This is a genomic window from Pseudomonas sp. Tri1 (genome assembly GCF_017968885.1).
GTDB lineage: Bacteria > Pseudomonadota > Gammaproteobacteria > Pseudomonadales > Pseudomonadaceae > Aquipseudomonas.
Genome location: NZ_CP072913.1, coordinates 1,148,359 through 1,166,355, shown reverse-complemented (window position 1 = coordinate 1,166,355; position 17,997 = coordinate 1,148,359). Strand labels below are relative to the sequence as shown.

The 17,997-nt window shown below is 58.1% G+C and carries 21 protein-coding genes and 1 tRNA gene; 8 read left to right on the top strand and 14 right to left on the bottom strand.

Annotated elements, in window-relative coordinates:
- Window positions 1–24: 24 nt before the first annotated feature.
- The 4 genes from J9870_RS05065 to trmJ form a co-directional block, all read right to left on the bottom strand.
- On the bottom strand, window positions 25–1,239 hold the full coding sequence (locus J9870_RS05065; RefSeq protein ID WP_134922896.1) for an IscS subfamily cysteine desulfurase: 1,215 nt from the start codon (window positions 1,237–1,239) through the stop codon (window positions 25–27).
- Window positions 1,240–1,289: 50 nt separating this feature from the next.
- Window positions 1,290–1,781 (bottom strand): Fe-S cluster assembly transcriptional regulator IscR, encoded by a 492-nt coding sequence (iscR, locus tag J9870_RS05060; RefSeq protein ID WP_003185160.1) that lies wholly within the window; start codon window positions 1,779–1,781, stop codon window positions 1,290–1,292.
- 268 nt (window positions 1,782–2,049) lie between these two features.
- Complete coding sequence (cysE, locus tag J9870_RS05055; protein WP_210642963.1) at window positions 2,050–2,826, bottom strand: serine O-acetyltransferase; 777 nt, start codon at window positions 2,824–2,826, stop codon at window positions 2,050–2,052.
- Window position 2,827: 1 nt separating this feature from the next.
- Complete coding sequence (gene trmJ, locus J9870_RS05050; protein WP_210642962.1) at window positions 2,828–3,598, bottom strand: tRNA (cytosine(32)/uridine(32)-2'-O)-methyltransferase TrmJ; 771 nt, start codon at window positions 3,596–3,598, stop codon at window positions 2,828–2,830.
- Between the two features lie 144 nt (window positions 3,599–3,742).
- Between trmJ and suhB the strand changes: the two genes are divergently transcribed.
- Window positions 3,743–4,561, top strand: coding sequence for an inositol-phosphate phosphatase (suhB, locus tag J9870_RS05045; protein ID WP_003185165.1), 819 nt, complete (start codon window positions 3,743–3,745; stop codon window positions 4,559–4,561).
- Between the two features lie 304 nt (window positions 4,562–4,865).
- On the opposite strand, the gene J9870_RS05040 is transcribed toward suhB, so the two are convergent.
- From J9870_RS05040 to queA, 6 genes are all read right to left on the bottom strand, one after another.
- The gene (locus J9870_RS05040; RefSeq protein WP_109753612.1) at window positions 4,866–5,414 is read right to left on the bottom strand and encodes a glycine zipper 2TM domain-containing protein; all 549 of its coding nucleotides are present in this window, start codon (window positions 5,412–5,414) and stop codon (window positions 4,866–4,868) included.
- 117 nt (window positions 5,415–5,531) lie between these two features.
- The gene (gene secF, locus J9870_RS05035; protein ID WP_210642961.1) at window positions 5,532–6,446 is read right to left on the bottom strand and encodes a protein translocase subunit SecF; all 915 of its coding nucleotides are present in this window, start codon (window positions 6,444–6,446) and stop codon (window positions 5,532–5,534) included.
- Window positions 6,447–6,455: 9 nt separating this feature from the next.
- Window positions 6,456–8,324, bottom strand: coding sequence for a protein translocase subunit SecD (secD, locus tag J9870_RS05030; protein ID WP_210642960.1), 1,869 nt, complete (start codon window positions 8,322–8,324; stop codon window positions 6,456–6,458).
- A gap of 65 nt (window positions 8,325–8,389) precedes the next feature.
- The gene (yajC, locus tag J9870_RS05025) at window positions 8,390–8,728 is read right to left on the bottom strand and encodes a preprotein translocase subunit YajC (RefSeq protein ID WP_003197982.1); all 339 of its coding nucleotides are present in this window, start codon (window positions 8,726–8,728) and stop codon (window positions 8,390–8,392) included.
- 43 nt (window positions 8,729–8,771) lie between these two features.
- Window positions 8,772–9,887 (bottom strand): tRNA guanosine(34) transglycosylase Tgt, encoded by a 1,116-nt coding sequence (gene tgt / locus J9870_RS05020; RefSeq protein ID WP_167659374.1) that lies wholly within the window; start codon window positions 9,885–9,887, stop codon window positions 8,772–8,774.
- Between the two features lie 14 nt (window positions 9,888–9,901).
- On the bottom strand, window positions 9,902–10,951 hold the full coding sequence (gene queA / locus J9870_RS05015) for a tRNA preQ1(34) S-adenosylmethionine ribosyltransferase-isomerase QueA (protein WP_027913127.1): 1,050 nt from the start codon (window positions 10,949–10,951) through the stop codon (window positions 9,902–9,904).
- 108 nt (window positions 10,952–11,059) lie between these two features.
- Between queA and J9870_RS05010 the strand changes: the two genes are divergently transcribed.
- The 3 genes from J9870_RS05010 (at window position 11,060) to J9870_RS29405 (ending at window position 12,778) form a co-directional block, all read left to right on the top strand.
- Window positions 11,060–11,144: transfer RNA gene (locus tag J9870_RS05010), tRNA-Leu, on the top strand.
- Window positions 11,145–11,354: 210 nt separating this feature from the next.
- A complete protein-coding gene (locus J9870_RS05005; protein WP_210642959.1) occupies window positions 11,355–11,684 on the top strand; it encodes a hypothetical protein in 330 nt (109 codons plus the stop codon).
- Window positions 11,685–11,728: 44 nt separating this feature from the next.
- Entirely contained in the window at window positions 11,729–12,778 is a 1,050-nt protein-coding gene (locus J9870_RS29405; RefSeq protein WP_246883078.1) for a hypothetical protein, read from the top strand.
- A gap of 34 nt (window positions 12,779–12,812) precedes the next feature.
- Here J9870_RS29405 and J9870_RS04995 read toward each other — a convergent pair whose 3' ends face one another.
- The 3 genes from J9870_RS04995 to J9870_RS04985 all read right to left on the bottom strand — a co-directional run bounded on the left by J9870_RS04995 (window position 12,813) and on the right by J9870_RS04985 (window position 14,109).
- On the bottom strand, window positions 12,813–13,139 hold the full coding sequence (locus J9870_RS04995) for a phosphotyrosine protein phosphatase (protein WP_210642958.1): 327 nt from the start codon (window positions 13,137–13,139) through the stop codon (window positions 12,813–12,815).
- Complete coding sequence (locus J9870_RS04990; RefSeq protein WP_210642957.1) at window positions 13,136–13,330, bottom strand: hypothetical protein; 195 nt, start codon at window positions 13,328–13,330, stop codon at window positions 13,136–13,138. Before J9870_RS04990 ends, J9870_RS04995 begins: the two co-directional genes overlap by 4 nt.
- 419 nt (window positions 13,331–13,749) lie before the next feature.
- Window positions 13,750–14,109, bottom strand: a complete 360-nt coding sequence (locus J9870_RS04985) for a DUF6124 family protein (RefSeq protein ID WP_210642956.1) — start codon at window positions 14,107–14,109, stop codon at window positions 13,750–13,752.
- 846 nt (window positions 14,110–14,955) lie between these two features.
- Between J9870_RS04985 and J9870_RS04980 the strand changes: the two genes are divergently transcribed.
- On the top strand, window positions 14,956–15,168 hold the full coding sequence (locus J9870_RS04980) for a hypothetical protein (RefSeq protein WP_207961786.1): 213 nt from the start codon (window positions 14,956–14,958) through the stop codon (window positions 15,166–15,168).
- A 166-nt stretch (window positions 15,169–15,334) separates the two neighbouring features.
- Here the strand turns inward: J9870_RS04980 and J9870_RS04975 are convergent, their stop codons facing one another.
- Window positions 15,335–15,694: a DUF6124 family protein gene (locus J9870_RS04975; protein ID WP_210642955.1), complete on the bottom strand. Its 360-nt coding sequence runs from the start codon at window positions 15,692–15,694 to the stop codon at window positions 15,335–15,337.
- Between the two features lie 488 nt (window positions 15,695–16,182).
- On the opposite strand from J9870_RS04975, the gene J9870_RS04970 reads away from it, so the two are divergent.
- From J9870_RS04970 to J9870_RS04960, 3 genes are all read left to right on the top strand, one after another.
- Complete coding sequence (locus J9870_RS04970; RefSeq protein ID WP_210642954.1) at window positions 16,183–17,370, top strand: colicin E3/pyocin S6 family cytotoxin; 1,188 nt, start codon at window positions 16,183–16,185, stop codon at window positions 17,368–17,370.
- Window positions 17,367–17,591: a hypothetical protein gene (locus tag J9870_RS04965; protein ID WP_210642953.1), complete on the top strand. Its 225-nt coding sequence runs from the start codon at window positions 17,367–17,369 to the stop codon at window positions 17,589–17,591. The genes J9870_RS04970 and J9870_RS04965 overlap by 4 nt, the downstream gene beginning before the upstream one ends.
- Window positions 17,592–17,723: 132 nt before the next feature.
- Complete coding sequence (locus tag J9870_RS04960) at window positions 17,724–17,954, top strand: hypothetical protein (protein ID WP_210642952.1); 231 nt, start codon at window positions 17,724–17,726, stop codon at window positions 17,952–17,954.
- The last annotated feature ends 43 nt before the right edge of the window (window positions 17,955–17,997 follow it).

The following is a 17,997-nucleotide window of genomic DNA, read 5'->3' as shown; positions in this document are numbered from 1 at the left end:
GTGAGTCGCTCTGGTGGCGACTTCTCAGTGCGCCGCCCACTCGATTTTCGAAATGTCGACGCCGTCTTTGTACATGTCCCACAGCGGCGACAGAGCGCGCAGCTTGGTAACGGCCTCGCAGACTTTCTGCGCGGCGTAATCGATTTCTTCTTCGGTGGTGAAGCGCCCGAAGGTGAAGCGGATCGAGCTGTGAGCCAGTTCGTCGTTGCGGCCCAGGGCGCGCAGCACGTACGAAGGCTCCAGCGATGCCGAGGTGCACGCCGAACCGGACGACACGGCCAGATCCTTGAGCGCCATGATCAGCGACTCACCTTCAACATAGTTGAAGCTCAGGTTCAGGTTGTGCGGAACGCGGGCGATCATGCTGCCGTTGACGTAAAGCTCTTCCAGGTGCTCGACCTGCTTGAAGAAGCGGTCGCTCAGGGCCTTGATGCGCACGTTCTCGGCAGCCATGTCTTCCTTGGCCACGCGGAAGGCTTCACCCATGCCGACGATCTGGTGGGTCGCCAGGGTGCCGGAACGCATGCCACGCTCGTGACCGCCACCGTGCATGGTCGCTTCGAGGCGAACACGCGGCTTGCGGCTCACGTACAGCGCGCCGATGCCTTTAGGGCCGTAGGTTTTGTGGGCAGAGAACGACATCAGGTCGACTTTCAACTGCGACAGGTCGATCGCGACCTTGCCGGTGGACTGCGCCGCGTCGACATGGAACAGAACGCCCTTGGAGCGCGTCAGTTCGCCGATGGCCGCGATGTCGTTGATGGTGCCGATTTCGTTGTTCACGTGCATGATCGAAACCAGGATGGTGTCGTCGCGCAGCGCGGCTTCCACCATGGCCGGGGTGATGATGCCGTCTTCACCCGGTTCGATGTAGGTGACTTCGAAACCTTCACGCTCCAGTTGGCGCATGGTGTCCAGGACAGCCTTGTGCTCGATCTTGGAGGTGATCAGGTGCTTGCCCTTGGTGTGATAGAAGTGCGCGACACCCTTGATTGCCAGGTTGTCGGACTCGGTGGCACCGGAGGTCCAGACGATTTCACGCGGGTCGGCATTGACCAGGTCAGCGACCTGGCGACGGGCGTTTTCGACCGACTCTTCGGCTTTCCAGCCAAACACGTGGGAGCGGGACGCCGGGTTACCGAAGTTTCCGTCGACCAGCAGGCATTCACTCATTTTTTGCGCGACACGCGGATCAACCGGGGTGGTCGCAGAGTAATCAAGGTAAATCGGCAATTTCATGGACTCTCTCCTAAATCAGGCTGGCTGGCGTTCCGCTTGCTCTGCGGCGGTCATTCGACGGCGGACGCTTCAATCTTGTCCAGGTGCGGCGCCTTGCTATTGCAACGACGCTGGTCCTGACGCTGGGCTACTTCTTGCACCTCACGGCGAGTTACAAGGTCAGCCAAGCTGATACCGCTCAGAAATTCGTGGATCTGCAGGCTGAGGTCGCACCACAAGTGGTGGGTCAGGCAAGTATCGCCGCCATGGCAGTCGCCAAGGCCCTGGCATTTGGTCGCATCGACCGATTCGTTCACCGCATCGATCACCTGGGCAACCTGGATGCCCTGCATGTCGCGCGACAGCTGGTAGCCACCGCCCGGGCCGCGAACACTGGAAACCAGGTTGCTACGGCGCAGCTTGGCGAACAGCTGCTCAAGGTAAGACAGGGAAATGCCCTGGCGCTCGGAGATATCGGCCAGGGACACCGGCCCGTGCTGCGCGTGCAATGCCAGATCCAGCATCGCGGTCACGGCGTATCGGCCTTTTGTAGTCAGTCGCATGGACAATTACCACGGAGTTCGGAATGGGGGCGAGTATGCAATTCCCGAGTATTTAAGTCAAGTATAAGACCTAGTGGGTTACTCGGGTTTACCCGCGAAAGAGCGCGCGCATGATAGCAAAGGCTGGCCAGTGGCGACCAGCTATACCGCGTTATCGTTCATCGCGAGCAAGCTCGCCCCCACAGGGGTCTTGGGTGGCGGCACAATTTGTGTACACCACAAACCCAATTGTGGGAGCGAGCTTGCTCGCGATGAGGCCAGCAGGGTTTCAGCTGGCTTGGGTCTCATCCTTGTCCTTCACACACGCAAAATCTTCCTCGCGCAGTTCAGGCAGGTCCTTGGCACAGTAATTACTGCCCAGCTCCTTCAGAGCCCCGCACATCCCCTCCAGGCGTCCATCGACGGCCTGCAGGTGATCGAGCAACTGGTTGATGGCGCGGGCGACCGGGTCGGGCATGTCTTCGCCGACACCGTAGGCGTCGAAGCCAATCTTCTCGGCCATGGCCTTGCGCCGGGCATCCTGTTCGTCATCGGACTTGACAATGACTCGTCCCGGAATACCGACCACGGTCGCACCGGGCGGCACGGCCTTGGTGACCACGGCGTTGGAGCCGACTTTCGCCCCCGCCCCCACCGTGAACGGCCCAAGCACCTTGGCGCCCGCACCCACCACCACGCCGTCTTCCAGCGTTGGGTGGCGCTTGCCTTTGTTCCAACTGGTGCCGCCGAGGGTCACGCCCTGGTACAGGGTCACGTCGTCGCCAATCTCGGCAGTTTCGCCAATGACGATGCCCATGCCGTGGTCGATGAAGAAACGGCGACCGACCTTGGCCCCCGGATGGATCTCGATTCCGGTCAACCAGCGGCCGAAGTTCGAGACCAGCCGCGCCAGCCATTTCCAGCCCATGTTCCACAAGGCGCCGGACAGGCGATGGATCCAGATCGCGTGCATCCCCGGGTAGCAGGTCAGCACTTCAAAGGCATTGCGCGCCGCCGGGTCACGATGGAAAACACTTTGGATATCTTCACGCAAACGTTCGAACATTTTATTTCTTCCGCTTAATCAGCTCGCCACGGGCCGCCTTCTGGGTTTCCGTGAGGATGCCGCGCAATATATTCATCTCCGCCCGGCTGACCGAGCTTCGTCCGTACAACCGACGCAGGCGCGCCATCAAGTGCCGCGGCTTCTCCGGGTCGAGGAACTCGATGTCCACCAGGGTCTGCTCCAGGTGCTCATAGAATCGTTCCAACTCGTCCATGGTCGCCAGTGTCTCACTGCGTGGCGACGTGACCTCGGTTTTTTCCACTTTGCTTGGCCGGCCTTCAGCTGCCAGCCAGGCCATGCGCACTTCATAACTCAACACCTGCACCGCCGCCCCCAGGTTCAAGGAACTGAACTCGGGGTCGGAAGGGATATGCACGTGAAAGTGACATCGCTGCAGCTCGTCATTGGTCAGGCCGGAGTCTTCACGGCCGAACACCAGGGCGATTTCAAAGCCTTGCGCGGCCTCCTCGACCACTTTGGTGCCGCATTCGCGGGGATCGAGCAGCGGCCAGGGAATACGGCGGTCGCGGGCGCTGGTGCCGAGCACCAGGTTGCACCCCACCAGGGCGTCTTCCAGGGTGGCGACGACCTGGGCATTGGCGAGAATGTCGCCGGCACCGGAGGCCCGCGCATCGGCTTCGTGGTGGGGAAACAAGCGCGGTTCGACCAGCACCAGCCGCGACAGGCCCATGTTCTTCATGGCCCGCGCAGCTCCGCCGATGTTACCCGGATGGCTGGTATTGACCAGGACGACACGAATGTTCTGCAACAAGGGAGGCGCTCTCGAACACGATAAAGGGAGCAAATCTTACATAAGCACCTACCGTTAAGCTATGAAAGCGAACACCAACCTTCTCCTGAGAAAACTTTCTGATAGAATGCGCGGCTTTCTTTAACAACCTTAGGTGACACATCCATGCAGCCCATGCTGAATATCGCGCTGCGCGCCGCCCGCAGCGCCAGTGAACTGATCTTCCGCTCCATCGAGCGCCTGGATACCATCAAGGTCGATGAAAAAGACGCCAAGGACTACGTGTCCGAGGTTGATCGCGCCGCCGAGCAAAAAATCGTCGACGCCCTGCGCAAGGCTTACCCGAACCACTCGATCCTGGGTGAAGAGACCGGCATGCACGCCGGCACCGGCATCGAAGGCGAAGAGTACCTGTGGATCATCGATCCGCTGGACGGCACCACCAACTTCCTGCGCGGCATTCCTCATTTCGCTGTCAGCATCGCCTGCAAATACCGTGGCCGCCTGGAACACGCCGTTGTGCTGGACCCGGTTCGCCAGGAAGAATTCACCGCCAGCCGTGGCCGTGGCGCCCAACTGAACGGTCGTCGCCTGCGCGTCAGCGGCCGCACCAGCCTGGACGGCGCCCTGCTGGGCACCGGCTTCCCGTTCCGTGACGACCAGATGGACAACCTGGACAACTACCTGGGCATGTTCCGCGCCCTGGTCGGCCAGACCGCCGGCATCCGCCGCGCCGGTGCTGCGAGCCTGGACCTGGCCTATGTCGCTGCTGGCCGTTTCGATGCATTCTGGGAATCGGGCTTGTCCGAATGGGACATGGCCGCAGGCGCCCTGTTGATCCAGGAAGCCGGCGGTTTGGTGAGCGACTTCACTGGCGGCCACGACTTCCTTGAAAAAGGCCACATCGTTGCCGGCAATACCAAATGCTTCAAGGCTGTGCTCACCGCCATCCAGCCACACCTGCCGGCTTCGCTGAAGCGCTAAGCAACCGGCTACAGAAAAGCACCCTTCGGGGTGCTTTTTTTATGCCTGCTAGATGCGAACACGTCGTCGCTGATCGTTCCCACGCTCTGCGTGGGAACGCCGCCAGGGACGCTCCGCGTTCCGCTTCTGGAGGTGACGCAGAGCGTCACGGGATGCATTCCCACGCAGAGCGTGGGAACGATCAGTTATCCAGCTGACCTGGCGCTATCGCGAGCAAGCTCGCTCCCACAGGGGATGGGTGGTGGGGCATAAAATGCGGGCATAAAAAAGCACCCCGAAGGGTGCTTTTTTCATAGCGGCTGGATCACTGAGCCGGTTCGTTCTGCCCCAGGATCAGTTGACCTTCCTTGTTCACCGGGATCTGGTTGCCCGGGTCGCGGTCCATGCGGACTTTGCCTTCTTTACCGTCGAGCATGTAGCGAACGTCGTAGCCCACAACCTTGTCGCTGATGTCATTGACCGTGTTGCAGCGAGTCTGGGTGGTGGTGTAGGTGTCACGCTCCTGCATGCCTTCCTGAATCTTGTTACCGGCATAACCGCCGCCGGCTGCACCTGCCACGGTGGCGATTTTTTTACCGGTGCCGCCGCCGACCTGGTTACCCAACAGGCCACCGGCCAGGGCGCCGATCACGGTGCCAGCGATCTGGTGCTGGTCCTGGACTGGCTTCTGCCGAGTCACGGTGACGTCCTTGCACACTTCACGCGGGGTTTTGATCTGGGTCTTGACCGGCTCCACGGCCAATACTTGCGCATACTCAGGGCCACTTTTTACCAAGCTGTAGGTCGCGACCGCACCACCGGCAGTTACACCGACAGCACCCAATACCGCACCAACCAGCATCGATTTGTTCACTTGAACCTCCTGACCATCACAAGCGGATTAATCCGCGCTTCTCCCAGCCTTGGAGCATAAAAAAAGGCGCGAGTTCAACTCGCGCCTTTTCAGCTGTGACGGATGGAGCGCCGAGCCTTACGGGCGGTCGTCCACTTCCGTTTCGGCAGCAGCCGGAGGAATCAGATCCTCGGTGCTCAGGTTCAACCAGATCAGCACCACGTTGGCGATGTAGATCGACGAGTAAGTACCCGCCAGTACACCGATGAACAGTGCGATGGAGAAACCGAACAGGTTGTCGCCACCAAAGAACAGCAGCGCGGCAATCGCCAGCAAGGTGGAGATCGACGTCGCCATGGTCCGCAGCAGGGTCTGAGTGGTCGAGATGTTGATGTTCTCGATCAGCGAGGCCTTGCGCAGCACACGGAAGTTCTCACGCACCCGGTCGAACACCACGATGGTGTCGTTGAGCGAGTAACCGATGATCGCCAACACCGCCGCCAGCACCGTCAGGTCGAAGGTGATCTGGAAGAACGACAGGATGCCCACGGTCACGATCACGTCGTGGATCAGCGACACAATGGCGCCTACCGCGAACTTCCACTGAAAGCGGAAGGCCAGGTAGATCAGGATGCCGCCCAGCGCCATCAGCATGCCGAGGCCGCCCTGGTCGCGCAGCTCTTCACCCACCTGCGGGCCGACGAACTCGACGCGCTTGACCTTCGCCGGGTTGTCACCGCCGGCCTTCTGCAAGGCTTCGGCGACCTGATGACCCAGCTGCGGGTCTTCACCCGGCATGCGCACCAGCAGGTCGGTGGTAGCACCAAAGCTCTGCACGATGGCATCGCCGTAGCCCGAGGTCGCCAGTTGCTCACGCACCTTGGTGACATCGGCCGGACGCTCGTAGGTCAGCTCGATGAGCGTACCGCCGGTGAAGTCCAGGCCGTAGTTCAGACCCTTGTGGAACCAGCTGAACAACGCCAGCACGGTAAGGAACAATGTGACGCCGAACGCAATGTTGCGAACGCCCATGAAGTTGATAGTACGTAACATGGCAGCCCCTTAAATCCACAACTTCTTGAAGTCACGACCACCAAAGATCAGGTTGACCATTGCGCGGGTCACCATGATGGCTGTGAACATCGAGGTAAAGATCCCGAGGGACATGGTCACTGCGAAGCCCTTGACCGGGCCGGTGCCCATGGCGAAGAGAATCCCGCCCACCAGCAACGTGGTCAGGTTGGCGTCGAGAATCGCGGTGAATGCCCGGCCGAAGCCTTCGTTGATTGCACGTTGAATCGTCATGCCGGCGGCGATCTCTTCACGTATCCGCGAGAAGATCAGCACGTTGGCGTCCACCGCCATACCCATGGTCAACACGATACCGGCGATACCCGGCAGGGTCAGCGTAGCCCCCAGCAGCGACATCAAGGCCAGCAGCATCACCATGTTCACCGCCAGTGCGACGGTGGCGATGATGCCGAAGAAGCGGTAGATGGCTATGATGAACAGCGAGACAAACAGCATACCCCACAGCGATGCATCGATACCCTTGGTGATGTTGTCGGCACCCAGGCTCGGGCCAATGGTGCGCTCTTCGGCGAAGTACATCGGCGCAGCCAGACCACCGGCACGCAGCAGCAGGGCCAATTCCGAAGCTTCGCCCTGACCGTTCAGGCCGGTGATGCGGAACTGGCTGCCCAGTGGCGACTGGATGGTCGCCAGGCTGATGATCTTCTTCTCTTCCTTGAAGGCCTGCACGGCGACGTCTTTCTCGACGCCGTCGACCACTTGCTTGGTGTAGGTGGTGATCGGCTTCTGCTCGATGAAGATCACCGCCATGCTGCGCCCGACGTTGCTGCGCGTGGCGCGGCTCATCAGTTCGCCGCCATGGCCGTCGAGGTGGATGTTCACCTGTGGGCGCCCCTGCTCGTCGAAGCCAGCCTTGGCGTCGGTCACCTGGTCACCGGTGATGATCAGGCCACGCTCGATCTGCGCCGCCGGACGACCGCCTTCACGGAACTCGAAGCTCTCGGTCGAGGCCTTGGACGCGCCCGGTTCAGCACCGAGGCGGAACTCCAGGTTGGCGGTCTTGCCGAGGATACGCTTGGCTTCGGCGGTGTCCTGCACGCCTGGCAGCTCAACCACGATGCGGTTGGCGCCCTGGCGCTGCACGATCGGCTCGGCCACACCCAGCTCGTTGACGCGGTTACGCACCGTGGTCAAGTTCTGCTTGATGGAGTATTCGCGGATTTCCGCCAGCTTGGCCGGGGTCATCGCCAGACGCAGCACCGCCTGACCATTGAGGTCGGCCGGCACAACATCGAAATCGTTGAAGTTCTTGCGAATCAGGCTACGGGCCTGCTCGCGGGTATCGGTATCACTGAAGCCCAACTGAATGGCACCGTCGAGCTGCGGCAGGCTGCGATAACGCACGCGCTCTTTGCGCAGCAAGCTCTTGACGTCGCCTTCGTAGACTTTCATCCGCGCGTCGAGGGCTTTTTCCATGTCCACTTCCAGCAGGAAGTGCACACCACCGGACAAGTCCAGACCCAGCTTCATCGGGTGCGCGCCGAGCTTGCGCAGCCATTGCGGGGTGGTCTGGGCCAGGTTCAGGGCCACAACGTAATCGTCGCCCAACGCCTTGCGCACCACGTCCTTGGCCGGCAGTTGGTCTTCAGCCTTGGTCAGACGCAACAGGCCGCCACGGCCGTTTTCGGCAATGGAGGACGCCTTGACGTCGATCCCGGAAGTCTTGAGCGCTGCGCTCGCGCGGTCCAGATCCGCCTGGGTGACCTGCAGCGCAGTGCTTGCGCCACTGACCTGAATGGCCGGGTCATCCGGATAAAGATTGGGAGCGGAATAAATCAGACCGACCGCCAGCACCGCCAGGATCAGTACATATTTCCACAGAGGGTATTTGTTCAGCATCACGCCGCCCGCTTATGACGCGGGGCGCCTTGCGCGCCCCGTCGATTGAATAGAAGTTGAAACTTTTAGATCGCTTTCAGCGTGCCTTTTGGCAGCGTGGCCGCGATAGCGCCCTTCTGGAACTTCATTTCAACAGTGTCGGACACTTCCAGAACCACGAAGTCATCGGCCACTTTGGTGATCTTGCCAGCGATGCCGCCGGTGGTGACCACTTCATCGCCCTTTTGCAGGTTGCTGAGCAGGTTTTTCTGCTCTTTGGCGCGCTTGGCCTGTGGACGCCAGATCATCAGGTAGAAAATCACCAGGAAGCCGACCAGGAAAATCCACTCGAAACCGCCGCCCATAGGGCCGGCAGCAGCAGGTGCAGCCGCGTCAGCCATGGCATTAGAGATAAAAAAGCTCATTTAGCACTCCAGTTGCAAGTATTGAATCTTAGGATCGGAAAACTCAGTCCAAGGGCGGTACAGGCAACCCGCGCTTGGCATAGAAGGCCTCGACAAAGGCGGCCAATGTACCCTGTTGAATAGCCTCGCGCAAACCAGCCATAAGCACCTGGTAATGGCGCAAATTGTGGATGGTATTCAACATGCTACCCAGCATTTCGCCGCACTTGTCCAAATGATGCAGATAAGCGCGGGAGAAGTTCTGGCACGTGTAGCAGTCGCAGGTCGGATCCAGCGGCGAATCATCATGGCGATGGAACGCGTTGCGGATCTTCAGCACGCCCGTGTCGATGAACAGATGCCCATTGCGGGCATTACGGGTTGGCATCACGCAATCGAACATGTCCACCCCGCGGCGCACACCCTCAACCAGATCTTCCGGTTTGCCAACGCCCATAAGGTAACGAGGTTTGTCAGCGGGCATCTGGCCCGGCAGGTAATCGAGCACCTTGATCATTTCGTGCTTGGGCTCGCCCACCGACAGACCGCCAATGGCCAGGCCATCAAAGCCGATCTTGTCGAGACCTTCCAGCGAACGCATGCGCAGATCCTGGTGCATGCCACCCTGCACGATGCCGAACAGCGCCGCCGTGTTATCGGCATGGGCATTCTTCGAGCGCTGGGCCCAGCGCAACGACAGCTCCATGGAGACCCGCGCCACGTCTTCATCGGCCGGGTACGGCGTGCATTCGTCGAAGATCATCACGATGTCCGAGCCCAGGTCACGCTGGACCTGCATCGACTCTTCCGGCCCCATGAACACCTTGGCGCCATCCACCGGAGAAGCGAAGGTCACGCCCTCCTCCTTGATCTTGCGCATGGCACCGAGGCTGAACACCTGGAAGCCGCCGGAGTCGGTCAGAATCGGCCCTTTCCACTGCATGAAATCGTGCAAGTCACCGTGGGCCTTGATCACTTCCATGCCCGGGCGCAGCCACAGGTGGAACGTGTTGCCGAGGATGATCTCCGCGCCTGTAGCGACGATGTCCCGTGGCAGCATGCCCTTGACCGTGCCGTAGGTGCCCACCGGCATGAACGCGGGGGTTTCCACGGTACCGCGGGGGAAGGTCAGACGACCGCGACGAGCCTTGCCATCGGTGGCGAGCAACTCGAAGGACATGCGACAGGTGCGACTCATACTGTTTCCTCGGGTCCGCGTGGCGCGGGGTTACGGGTGATGAACATCGCATCACCGTAGCTGAAAAAGCGGTATCCATGCTCGACGGCGGCCTTGTAGGCGGCCATGGCTTCGGGATAACCGGCGAACGCCGAAACCAGCATCAACAGCGTGGATTCAGGCAAATGAAAATTGGTGACCAGGGCATCGACCACATGAAACGGCCGCCCCGGGTAGATAAAGATATCGGTGTCGCCACTGAACGGTTTGAGCACGCCATCGCGGGCGGCGCTTTCCAGGGAGCGCACGCTGGTGGTCCCCACCGCCACCACCCGACCACCGCGGGCGCGACAGGCCGCCACGGCATCGACCACTTCCTGGCTCACTTCCAGCCATTCATTGTGCATGTGGTGATCTTCGATGCGCTCCACACGCACCGGCTGGAACGTACCGGCGCCAACGTGCAGCGTCACGAACGCCGTCTCCACGCCCTTGGCGGCAATCGCCTCCAGCAACGGCTGATCAAAATGCAGCCCCGCCGTCGGCGCCGCCACCGCCCCCAAGCGCTCGGCGTACACGGTCTGATAACGCTCGCGGTCCGAACCTTCGTCCGGGCGGTCTATATAAGGAGGCAACGGCATGTGCCCCACGCGGTCGAGCAGCGGCAACACCTCTTCGGCAAATGCCAGCTCGAACAACGCGTCATGCCGCGCCACCATCACCGCCTCACCGCCGCCGTCGATCAAAATCGACGAACCGGGCTTGGGCGACTTGCTCGACCGCACATGGGCCAGCACACGGTGACTGTCCAGCACCCGCTCCACCAGAATCTCCAGCTTGCCGCCGGAGGCTTTCTGGCCAAACAACCGCGCCGGAATCACCCGGGTATTGTTGAACACCATCAAATCGCCCGGGCGCAAATGCTCAAGCAAATCAGTGAATTGACGGTGAGCCATGGCACCGCTGACCCCATCCAGGGTCAACAGTCGACTGGCGCGACGCTCGGCCAGAGGGTGGCGAGCGATCAGCGAATCAGGGAGTTCGAAGGTAAAGTCAGCAACACGCATGATGGGGTTCGTCTAGCAGGGCCGGAAAGTCTAGCGGAAATATGAAAAATTCACCATGAAACGTGATTGACCAACGGTAGTCACCTCTCTATACTTCGCCGCCATTGAGCCCTGATGGCGGAATTGGTAGACGCGGCGGATTCAAAATCCGTTTTCGAAAGGAGTGGGAGTTCGAGTCTCCCTCGGGGCACCATCTTAAAGAAAGACCTTGAAATTCAAGGTCTTTTTTTTCGTCTGTAGGAAAGTGATTGGTCATGGCTAATCACTCCTTTGTGGCGAGGGAGCTTGCTCCCGCTTGAGCGCAAAGCGCTCACAAAAATGTCACAGGCCCCACCGATGCTCCGCCTTGCGACGCCCTGTTGATCCACCGCCCCTCCTCACCCGCTGACAAAGGATTCACCTCATGGAATTGCTGCTGGAAACGGTCGCTCTTTACTCGCTGAAGCTGGCTTATGAGACAGAGGGGCATAGTCCGATTTTGCGGGATGATCCGTTGATGGGCGGGTGTGATCGGGAGGTTTTTGGGTTGTTGGTGCGCAGAGAAGACATCCAAGCTATCCAGGCGAAAGTACAGCACTGCCTGGACTTGGCACTGGAGGCAATTGGGGGAAGTAACACAGCTTTGGGACGGGAACTCGGACGGTTAGCGACTAACTTCGGCGCATCCCGAACGGTAGAGGAGCTTCAGGACCCGCTTCTAATTCTTAGGGATTACCTGAAAGATATCCAGTAAACCTGCGGGACCTGGCGCAACCGAACATCTTGGAGAAATACGTTTTGCTGAAATGGATCTCTGCATTTTTTCTTAGAAGTCGCGAAAACGACACGCTGGGTGAGTTAGTGATGGAGAACCGGCGCTGGCGCATGTTCGCCAAGGTCGGCTTCACGGTACTGATCTTCATGCCCATCCTCACCTACTGCTCATGGATAGCCCCAAGGTTTGAGGACCCGGGACTTACCAATCCCGCAGTGCTTGAGGTAATCAATAGCGAAGAGTATCGACAGGCAACCCGGGAGGCCGTTGCTCTGCTCGACCTCTATAACCGAGGGGAGATTGGCCTGGATTCGCTGCATGGTATACAGGGGGTTCACCGAATTGGCGGGGTGACGGTCACTTTCAACCTGCAACTGGTTCCACGAGACGAGCCCAGGCAAGGAGGAGGCAACAAATACAAGCTTGACGGCCAGTACAAAGTGACAGTCGTCATAGGCTATCTGGTTATGTTTCTGACCATCGAATTGTTTCTGGTTGGGATAGCAACCTGCGTCATTTTCCAAAGACCACCAAAAGCGCAGCGCAGGTTTGAGGAACAGATACTACAAGAGCATTTCTCCTTTGATATGCCCGTGCTCCCCGCCCCCCAAGAGCGAGCCGACCAGATCATCGAGCGCATGCTGCTGCGTTTTCACCGTTTTGCGAAAGACCTGGAACACCGCCCGCGCGGCCGAAAGGGAGTTCAGCTCGACGATGAATACGACGTCCAGTTCCTGGTCAATGCGTTGCTAAGATTGCAGTTCGACAATGTAAAACCTGAAGAGCCGTCCCCAAGCATGGCAGCAGGCGCCACCCGCGCAGACTTCCTCCTGCCTGAACATGGGCTCTTTATTGAACTCAAGATGACGCGCGACGGTATGACCGCAAGATCGCTAGCCGACGAGCTGATCCTGGATATCGCACGCTATCGTGCCCATCCCGAATGCCATGCAATCATTTTCTTCGTTTACGACCCTCGCGGCCTTGTTAAGAACACCATGGCATTGCGAACGGAGTTATCGGAGATTGCGGGTGAGCTCCCTGTGAGCCTGATCGTTTCGCCTAGCCATTGAGGAAAGGGCGGCTCGTGAAGATTGCCCTAAATGCTCAAATACACAGGTACGGCGTCACCGCCAGCTCAAGCATGTCCACTAGCTCGGGATCCATGAAGCGATAGTCATCGGGAATATCCAGAACATGCAGCTGCTTGTGCTCAAGCAGCCGAGCGTACTCTGCCCGTAACCGATGCTCGTGCTTGTGCTCCATTACAAAAATGACATCGGCCCAACGGATATCCGCCGGGCCGATAGTCTTGCGCGCATTGGGGCTGGTACCCGCTGAACGAGCGTCGAAACCGGGACGCCGACGCCAGATCGCCTCTCCGGTTGGACTACGCCATTGGTTACGACTGCAAACGAACAGGAGATTGGTCACTCTTGATCCAACAGTTGACGGGTGGTGCGGATGGGATAACTCATACCGAGCTGACGCGCCCGGTGCAGCTTGTCGGCACGGGTGTACATCAGCTTCCAGTTCTTTTCTGGTTTGAAGCCCTGTGGGCCAATCGCGTCATGCCCTTTGTGCTTGCGGGACTGCGCACGTCTCCAGCTACGGGTTCTTTCCATGGTCACTTCCTCGTGAGTACCGGGTTCAGCAGCCGCGGTAATACGAGTTGGAGAGATGGTAAGCGTGAATTGGGGTTGTGGCTAGTGTGGGCGGTGCTGGATAGCTACGGCTATCGATTCGGGATGCAAGCGTAAAAGAGGGACGGATTATTGCCGGCCAAGGCCAAAGTAAATAAATCCGTCCCCTTTTCTCCAATTGCACTTTCAGACTGCATTTGATTCTCGTAACCGCTCGAACATTTTTGCGTCGTAGCTTTTATCAGACCTAGCAGTCGGCGGGATGTATCCCTACGTGTATCCCTGAGCATATAATCCCGCTGCAAGCCACGTAATATATGGAACCCTCGAGTCTCCCTCGGAAAAAAGGCCTTGTTGTGTAAGACCTTTTCCCACTCCAGGCGGCACGTAGCGCTGCCGCCCTACCTCAACTCAACAATATCCAAAGCCCGATTCGCCAACAGCTCACTCACCTCAATCACCTGCAAAATCCCCAACGCAACACGCCGCCTTGACCCATCCAGATCAAACGCCAAATCACTAATCATCGCGTTCGCCGAAGCCAGGTTCTCACTCAGATTCGCAAGCAAACACTCAGAATCAACCCCCGGATCAATCCGAAAAATGGAGTCGGACTTATCAGACGTTTCCCCCTTAGGCTTGGGTTTCAGGTAGTAATCCAACGCGCGAGTGGCAGCGTCGTCGAGCTTCTTGTTGCGGGCAGACTGGGCACGTGACGTGGGTTCGTCTGTTACTGGAGGATTCGGTGTAATTTTGACCATAGCCTTAGCTCTCTTTGGTTGAGGCTACTTCCCGTTCGCGACTAAACGATTGGGAGGCAGCTGTACGCAGGTTAGTCGACCGACGAGCTAAGAAATCGGCGCGCCCAAGGGCGCCCTGCGCACAGCCACCATCGAGTGCAGGGATGGGGATTCCTGACTGATGGACGCTTGAGCGACTTAGCAACGACGGGCGACTAAACCCGATCACTGATGAGCAGTGACAGGTCCCAAACTACCGACGCAATCCAAGGCGAACAAGCCGGCGGATTCTGGCGTAGTTGTAGGCAAAGGCGCAAGGCGACGTCGGCTGACGAGTTGCGGGCGCCCAGTGACTGACAGCCACGACTGACACGCCTACCTTTTCTCTGGGGCAGATTGGCATACTGTCGAAATACTCACAAAAACACCCATCCACCACATGAACCACGCTGCCTTCCGCCAGGATGAATACGCAGCACATCGTGATGACTGCCGAGACTGAACATGCCATCCAGCCCAGCATCAAACCTTGCATTTTCCACGGGTTCGATCACGACTGCCTTCCCGTCTGATCTTTCGCTCAGGGCTGAGGGCCTATACCAAATATTAGGAAACACCAGCCTAGCAACACACCCAGGCATTGAGATCAAAGTATGCGGCGAGGATTTAGTCATTCCCTATCGAATCCATCATGAGGGCGATGAGCAGGAATATTTACAGCTAAATGGGCTCCAGAGCGTCATGTACTCTTGCGTCCTGACAAGGCATCACGATGGCCATATCAGACACCGTCAGCTCAAGCAAATCCTGTCGGTGTCAGAGCCCTGGGTCGTCCCATTCGTGATGCAGCTTACTGGCGAGTACGTAATGGAAATACTCGATACCTGCGAAGCTCATCTGCCAACACTCAATCCGGAGTTGTACGGGGATTTCATCAAGGACAACCCGAAATATTTCAAAGCGCTACAGGATCGGATGATCAGCTACTGGGATTGCTACTACCGCCACCTGTATAAGTACCGGCAAGACTACGTGGGGTTTCGGTTGTTCGAGCACTTTCGCACGCTCGCAAGGGAATAGATGGTAAGCCAAGGCACGTCAGCGTGTATCCCCGCATTGATCCCTAACTGCAGAATTTGTCTACAAGGCACGGTTTGTATGGCATGTACGAGTCTCCCTCGGGCACAAAAAAGGCCTTGCTAGGCAAGACCTTTTTCCGATCCGGGCGGCATGTAGCGCTGCTGCCCTACCTCACCTCAACAATATCCAAAGCCCGATTCGCCAACAGCTCACTCACCTCAATCACCTGCAAAATCCCCATCGCAACACGTCGTCGCGACCCGTCCAAATCAAACGCCAAATCACTGATCATCGCGTTCGCCGAAGCCAAGTTCTCACTCAGATTCGCCAGCAAACACTCAGAATCAACCCCCGGATCAATCCGTAAAATGGAGTCGGACTTGTCAGACGTTTCGCCCTTAGGCTTGGGTTTCAGATAAAAATCCAACGCTCGCGTGGCAGCGTCGTCGATTTTCTTGTTGCGGGCAGACTGTGCACGGGAGACGTGTTCATTCGTATCAGGGGGATTCGGACTATCTTTTGCCATCGTCTTGCTTCCTTAGTTGGAGCCATCACCCGCTCGCGACTAAACGAGGGGAGGCAGCTGTACGCAGGTTAGTCGACCGGGGAAACAAGAAACCGGCGCGTCCGAGGACGCCCTGCGCACAGCCACCATCAAGTGCAGGATGGGAATCCTGACTGGATGACGCCTTGCACAACCTGTTTCACCCTGGGCGACTAAACCCGATCACTGATGAGCAGTGACAGGTCCCAAACTACCGACGCAACCCAAGGCGAACAAGCCGGCGGATTCTGGCGTAGTTGTAGGCAAAGGCGCAAGGCGACGTCGGCTGGCGAGTTGCGGTTGCCCAATGGCTGACAGCCCCGGCTGGCGCTTCAGATATTCCAGCCCTCAATAGCCAGCCCTACCTGTATTGAGGAAACCGGAGCACCTACTTCAAGAAACCTCCTACATCGCGCCCCTCTCTTCCCGCGTTAGCGTCTGTCCTGCCTTTACCGGACGAGACTCACTACGTGGCGACACGCAAAAAGGACATCCCCCAGGTTCGAAACCCGCCCGGAGGCGACGGGCATTACGTCACCTATCGGGACATGACAGCCGCCGAACTGGCCGAGCGCGAAGCCCGACAGCAGGCTTATGAAGCCATGCTTGCCCGGCAGGCGGCCTATGAGCAAGAACGCTGGGCCAAGGTGGATAAAAAGCCTTTACCCATCGTGACCGGAAGTGTGTTTGCCAAAAGCTGCAAGCTGCCCAACGGCATCATCAATTACAGCAACCCCAACGGCTACGTCCCGGCAGATCTGGTCAAGCAGTACGGCGATCTCATGTGGCTCGGCGGCAGGAGCGTCGACTCATCCGGCACCATCCCCCTCAAGCGGATCGGCGCTGGTACGGTTCCCGCTACCTTAGGCAGGCTCGCGCTGGGCGGTTCGGCAACTTCCACGGCTGCAGCTGCCGGAGGCACCGTCGGCGCAGCCCTGCTGACAGGCGTCGTCGCCTTGCTCTGGCCCAGCAGCCTGGGTGACAGCGCGCTCTATAGCGAAGACCAGTTACGCAACCTCAAACAGGCCCGCAGCCGCATGCGCCTGAGCGTCGAGCAACAGGCCGACGGCAGCCTCAAGGGCTACGGCTTCTACACTGGCCAGAATCGTGATTGGGAAATGGTCGACGTTGTCCAGTTCACCCCACGAGCCGACCAGTTCATCGCCGACCTGGGGGATGGCATCGAACTGATCTGGACGCCAGCTACCAATCCGTCTGACACCCTCGGTATCCCCGCCCTGGAAGCCGCGCCACAGGCCCCGCACATCTGGATCTACCCCCCGACACCGATGGCCGACAGCATCATCGTCGACCCGATCTATCCGCCGGAGTACAGGGATTTCATTCTGGTGTTTCCGGTGGAATCGGGGGTTCGGCCGGTTTATGTTGTGTTGAGTACGGCTCATCATGACTACCACCCGAAACCCGATTTTTTACCTGCTTTTCCAGGCGCGAAATGGGCTCCACCCAAAACCCGTGTGAAAGGTGGAGGGTTGCGTCCTCGCTGGAAGGATAATGAGAAAATAATATATGAATGGGATTTTCAGCATGGTGCAGTAGAAAAATATAACAAGCGGGGAAAGCACTTGGGCGAATTCGACCATATTACGGGGGCCCAGACCAAACCAGCCAATCCAGCGAGGTGGATAGAACCATGAAACACAAAATAATGGGCGTGGTTGACGGAGACGATGTCGCCTCGTACGAGAAAACGCTCTGTATTGATACTCAGGCCCTGGCAAAAATAATGAATTGGACCAAAGAAGAAAACTACTTTTACGATTACGAACTGAACATTTCTCAAATTACAGAATTGGAAGACGCGTGCTCAATAGAACTACCCCGGAACCTGTTGCTCTTTTTAACAAGCAGTAACTAATTACAAACAAGACACTAACTGATTTGCATGCATCGCCAAAGGCAGTCCATATGCAATTTTCATTGAGATCATTTGAACTCTTTGTATCTGGCGCCAAATGAAAACACATCCGTGATGACAAAAAAGTAGAGAATGAAGCCCGTCGTTGAAATTTTTGACCAGACTACCGAAGAGCTAATACAGACCGTGGAAGTCCCAAGCGTATACATGGGCCCATTGGCCGCACTTATGGGTTGGACAAAGCCTGAAGATTTTTGCTTTGTCTACGACCTGTCACCACAGCAGATAAAAACCATAGAAGAGTGGACTCACACAACCATTCATGGTGATAACCGCATCATTCAAATCGTCTGCCTCGAATGACGAACGCGGGCATTTTTGAAAAAGGCCTTGTTAGACAAGACCT